This is a genomic window from Flavobacterium sp., assembly GCF_044368995.1.
GTDB lineage: Bacteria > Bacteroidota > Bacteroidia > Flavobacteriales > Flavobacteriaceae > Flavobacterium.
In genome coordinates this window covers 1-6,131 of record NZ_JBIPMS010000176.1, presented here as the reverse complement: position 1 = coordinate 6,131, position 6,131 = coordinate 1, and the positions used below count along the sequence as shown (strand labels likewise).

General features: G+C 35.3%; 2 protein-coding genes. Both read left to right on the top strand.

Translation table 11 applies throughout. From position 1 onward, the window contains the following. Positions 1-2,469, top strand: a 2,469-nt coding sequence (gene rpoB / locus ACIQ2I_RS09170) for a DNA-directed RNA polymerase subunit beta (protein ID WP_396182090.1), incomplete at its 5' end; no start/stop codon positions are given. A 306-nt stretch (positions 2,470-2,775) separates the two neighbouring features. Beyond that, positions 2,776-6,131: DNA-directed RNA polymerase subunit beta' (gene rpoC / locus ACIQ2I_RS09165; protein ID WP_396182089.1), on the top strand; the 3,356-nt coding region annotated here is incomplete at its 3' end.

Below are 6,131 nucleotides of genomic sequence, written 5' to 3'. Positions count from 1 at the left end.
CCTATAGATTTGATCAACGCTAAAACGTTATCATCTGTAATTAATTCTTTTTTCGGAACCAACCAGTTATCTCAGTTTATGGATCAAACCAATCCATTAGCAGAAATAACTCACAAACGTCGTTTATCAGCACTAGGACCTGGAGGTTTATCTAGAGAAAGAGCAGGATTCGAGGTTCGTGACGTTCACTATACACATTACGGACGTTTATGTCCTATTGAAACGCCTGAGGGACCAAACATTGGTTTGATTTCTTCACTTGGTGTATATGCCAAAGTAAACGGAATGGGATTCATAGAAACACCTTACCGTAAGGTTACAGATGGTGTAGTAGACTTAGTTTCTACTCCAGTTTATTTAAGCGCAGAAGAAGAAGAAGGAAAAATGATTGCGCAAGCAAATATTGAAATGGATGCAAAAGGTAAAATACTTGCAGATAACGTAATTGCTCGTGAAGAGGGAGATTTCCCAGTGGTTTCTCCATCTGCAGTACATTATACTGATGTAGCACCAAATCAAATCGCTTCTATTTCAGCTTCATTAATTCCATTCTTAGAACATGATGATGCGAATAGAGCCCTTATGGGATCTAATATGATGCGTCAGGCAGTACCTTTATTAAGACCAGAAGCTCCTATTGTAGGAACTGGTTTAGAAAGACAAGTGGCGTCTGATTCTCGTGTACTTATCAATGCAGAAGGTGCTGGTATAGTTACTTATGTTGACGCGAATAAAGTGACAATTAAATACGACCGTACTGACGAACAAAGGATGGTGAGTTTTGATGATGATGAAAAAACGTATAACTTAATTAAATTTAGAAAAACCAATCAAAGTACAACTATCAACTTAAAACCTATCGTTAGAAAAGGATCTAGAGTGGAAAAAGGTCAAGTACTTTGTGAAGGATATGCTACTCAAAACGGAGAATTAGCTTTAGGTAGAAACCTACAAGTTGCCTTTATGCCTTGGAAAGGGTATAACTTTGAGGACGCAATTGTAATTTCTGAAAAAGTAGTAAGAGATGATATTTTTACTTCTATTCACGTAGATGATTATTCATTAGAAGTTAGAGATACAAAATTAGGTAACGAAGAGTTAACTAATGATATTCCTAATGTTTCGGAAGAGGCAACTAAAGATTTAGATGAAAACGGAATGATACGAATTGGAGCAGAGGTAAAACCTGGCGACATTCTTATCGGAAAAATTACACCTAAAGGGGAATCAGATCCAACTCCAGAAGAAAAATTATTACGTGCTATCTTTGGTGATAAAGCAGGTGATGTAAAAGATGCTTCATTAAAAGCGTCTCCATCATTACATGGTGTTGTTTTAGATAAAAAATTATTTGCTAAAGCAGTTAAAGATAAGCGCAAACGTTCTAAAGATAAAGAAGATTTAGACAAACTTGAAATGGAATTCGAAGTGAAATTCACCGAATTAAAAGACAGGTTAATTGAAAAATTATTCTTAATCGTAGACGGAAAAACATCTCAAGGTGTAATTAATGATTTAGGTGAAGAAGTACTACCAAAAGGTAAAAAATTCACGAAAAAAATGTTACAAGCTGTAGAAGATTTTGCCCACTTAACAAAAGGACAATGGACAACAGACGATCATACCAATTCATTAATAAACGATTTACTACACAACTATAAAATCAAATTAAATGATTTACAAGGGGTATTAAGAAGAGAGAAATTTACAATTTCTGTTGGAGATGAATTACCTGCTGGAATTTTAAAATTAGCTAAAGTATATATCGCTAAAAAACGTAAGTTAAAAGTAGGGGATAAAATGGCAGGACGTCACGGTAACAAAGGTATTGTTGCTAAAATCGTTCGTCAAGAAGATATGCCTTTCTTAGAAGACGGAACACCAGTAGATATCGTATTAAACCCATTAGGAGTACCTTCTCGTATGAATATTGGGCAGATTTATGAAACCGTATTAGGTTGGGCGGGTTTAAGAACTGGTAAAAAGTTTGCGACGCCTATCTTTGACGGTGCTTCATTAGATCAAATTAATGGATATACTGACGAAGCTGGCATTCCAAGATTCGGTCATACTTACTTGTACGACGGTGGAACAGGAGAGCGTTTCCATCAACCAGCAACTGTAGGTGTAATTTATATGCTTAAATTAGGGCATATGGTTGATGATAAAATGCACGCACGTTCTATCGGACCGTACTCATTAATTACGCAACAACCTTTAGGAGGTAAAGCGCAATTTGGAGGACAACGTTTCGGAGAGATGGAGGTTTGGGCACTTGAAGCATATGGTGCGTCAAGTACTTTAAGAGAAATCTTAACCGTTAAATCAGATGACGTAAACGGTAGAGCAAAAACCTACGAAGCAATCGTTAAAGGTGAAACTATGCCAGAACCAGGATTACCTGAATCATTCAATGTATTAATGCATGAATTAAAAGGTCTTGGTTTAGATATCAGATTAGAAGAATAATTTTAGTATTTAGTGGTCAGTTTTTAGTGGTCAGTCTGAACACTAAAAACTGAACACTGAACACTTTTTAATAAAGAGTTTTTAGGATTTATACCCGTAAACCGTTCCGATTTTTTATAGAAATATAACTAGCACTTCCAACACTAATGTTGAAGTTTAGAGAAGTAAGCCGAGGTAGTTTTTGAGTCCAAAGTCAAAAAAGTTATAAAGTCAGAAAGTCTAATGCGACTTTTGACTTTTGACTTTCAAACTTTCGACTTAAATAAGAATCAATTTTAAATTGCACATAAATCAATAGTAAAAACTATGATGAATAATAGAAATAACAAAGACAAAAGTACAGGAGTTAAAAGATTTAACAGAATAACAATTGGTTTGGCATCGCCAGAAGCCATGTTAGGTGAATCAAGAGGTGAGGTATTAAAACCAGAAACAATCAACTACCGTACACACAAACCAGAAAGAGATGGGCTTTTCTGTGAACGAATTTTCGGACCAGTAAAAGATTTCGAATGTGCTTGTGGAAAATATAAAAGAATTCGCTACAAAGGAATCGTTTGCGACCGATGTGGGGTGGAAGTTACTGAGAAAAAAGTACGTAGAGACAGAGTAGGGCACATTAATCTTGTAGTGCCAATTGCTCATATCTGGTATTTCCGTTCGCTTCCAAATAAAATTGGTTACGTTTTAGGATTACCGTCTAAGAAATTAGATATGATTATTTACTACGAGAGATATGTAGTAATCCAAGCTGGTATTGCTAAAGGTCCAGAAGGTGAAGATTTAAATAGATTGGACTTCTTAACGGAAGAAGAATATTTAAATATTGTAGACACCTTACCAATGGAAAACCAATATTTAGACGATAACGATCCAAATAAATTTATCGCCAAAATGGGTGCTGAATGTATCATGGATTTATTAGCGCGTACAGATTTAGACGCTTTGTCTTATGATTTACGCCATAAAGCTAATAATGAAACGTCTAAACAAAGAAAAACAGAAGCATTAAAAAGATTGAATGTTGTTGAATCTTTCCGTGAATCTAATAAAAACAGAGAAAACCGTCCAGAATGGATGATTTTAAAAGTAATTCCGGTTATTCCACCAGAATTACGTCCTTTGGTGCCTTTAGATGGTGGTCGTTTTGCAACTTCAGATTTAAATGATTTATACAGAAGAGTAATTATCCGTAACAATCGTTTAAAAAGATTAGTGGAAATTAAAGCGCCTGAAGTAATCTTACGTAATGAAAAACGTATGTTGCAAGAAGCGGTTGATTCACTTTTCGATAATACAAGAAAAGCTTCTGCAGTTAAAACAGAATCAAACAGACCATTAAAATCTTTATCCGATTCATTAAAAGGAAAACAGGGTCGTTTCCGTCAAAACTTATTAGGAAAACGTGTCGATTATTCTGCGCGTTCCGTAATTGTTGTTGGACCAGAAATGAAATTGTTCGAATGTGGATTGCCAAAAGATATGGCTGCTGAATTATACAAACCATTCGTTATTCGTAAATTAATCGAAAGAGGAATTGTTAAAACAGTAAAGTCGGCTAAGAAAATTATCGACAAAAAAGAACCAGTAGTATGGGATATCTTAGAAAATGTTATCAAAGGACATCCAGTATTACTTAACCGTGCGCCTACACTTCACCGTTTAGGTATCCAAGCGTTCCAACCCAAGTTAATTGAAGGAAAAGCTATCCAGTTACACCCATTAGTATGTACGGCATTCAACGCCGATTTCGATGGTGACCAGATGGCGGTTCACTTACCTTTAGGTCCAGAAGCTATTTTGGAAGCACAATTATTAATGTTAGCGTCTCATAATATCTTGAATCCTGCGAATGGTGCACCAATTACGGTTCCTTCTCAAGACATGGTATTGGGTCTGTATTACATGACCAAAGAGCGTTTATCAACTCCTGAACATACTATTTTAGGAGAAGGATTAACTTTCTATTCTGCGGAAGAAGTAAACATTGCTTTAAATGAAGGAAGATTAGAATTAAATGCTAGAGTGAAAATTAGAGCAAGAGATTTTAATGAAAATGGCGAGTTAGTAAATCAAATTATTCAAACTACAGCAGGTAGAGTATTATTTAATGAAGTAGTACCAGAAGCTGCAGGATATATCAATGAAGTTTTAACAAAAAAATCATTAAGAGATATTATTGGTAAAATTTTATCGGTTACTAATGTACCTACAACAGCTGCTTTCTTAGATGATATGAAAGACATGGGTTACAAATTCGCTTTCAAAGGTGGCTTGTCATTCAGTTTAGGTGATATTCGTATTCCAGAACAAAAAACGCAATTAATTGCTGATGCTCGTGTGCAAGTAGAAGGTATTTCTATGAACTATAACATGGGACTTATTACAAATAATGAGCGTTACAATCAGGTAATTGATATTTGGACTTCTGCCAATGCACAATTAACAGAATTAGCAATGAAAAATATTCGTGAAGACCAACAAGGTTTCAACTCGGTATATATGATGCTTGACTCTGGTGCAAGGGGTTCTAAAGAACAAATTCGTCAGTTAACTGGTATGCGTGGATTAATGGCTAAGCCGAAAAAATCAACTGCAGGTGGTGGTGAAATTATTGAAAACCCTATTCTTTCTAACTTTAAGGAAGGTTTATCGATTTTAGAATACTTCATTTCTACTCACGGTGCACGTAAAGGATTAGCGGATACAGCGCTTAAAACTGCCGATGCAGGATATTTAACTCGTAGACTACATGATGTATCTCAAGATGTTATTATCAATTCTGTTGATTGTGGTACCTTAAGAGGTGTAGAAGTTTCAGCATTAAAGAAAAATGAAGAAATTGTGGAAACATTAGGAGAAAGAATTTTAGGACGTGTTGCCTTACAAGACGTTATAAATCCATTCAACTCTGAAGTTTTAATTCAAGCCGGTGAACACATTACTGAAGCAATTGTTAAAGCTGTTGAAGCTTCGCCAATTGAAAAAGTAGAAGTGCGTTCTGCATTAACTTGTGAAGCTAAAAAAGGAATCTGTACAAAATGTTACGGCCGTAATTTAGCAACTGGTAAAATGGCACAAAGAGGTGAAGCTGTCGGAGTAATTGCTGCACAGTCAATTGGAGAGCCAGGAACACAGTTAACACTTCGTACTTTCCACGTTGGAGGGGTAGCAGGAGGTATTTCTGAAGAAGCTGGAATTTCAGCTCGTTTTACAGGAAAACTTGAAATTGAAGATTTAAAAACAGTAAAAGGAGAAGATGCTGATGGGAAACCTATCGATATTGTGATTTCTCGTTCTACCGAATTAAAATTACAAGATAATAATACAGGTATTTTATTAAGTACGCACAATATTCCTTACGGTTCTACCATTTTTGTAAAAGATGGAGATAAAGTAGAAAAAGGAGCGGCTATTTGTAAATGGGATCCTTATAATGGAGTAATTGTGTCTGAATTTACAGGTAAAATTGCTTATGAAGATTTAGAACAAGGACAATCATTCATGGTTGAAATTGATGAGCAAACAGGTTTCCAAGAAAAAGTAATTTCTGAAGGTCGTAACAAAAAATTAATTCCAACTTTACATATTTATGGTAAAGATGGTGAGTTAATTAGATCCTACAATTTACCAGTAGGAGCACACCTTATGGTAGACAATGG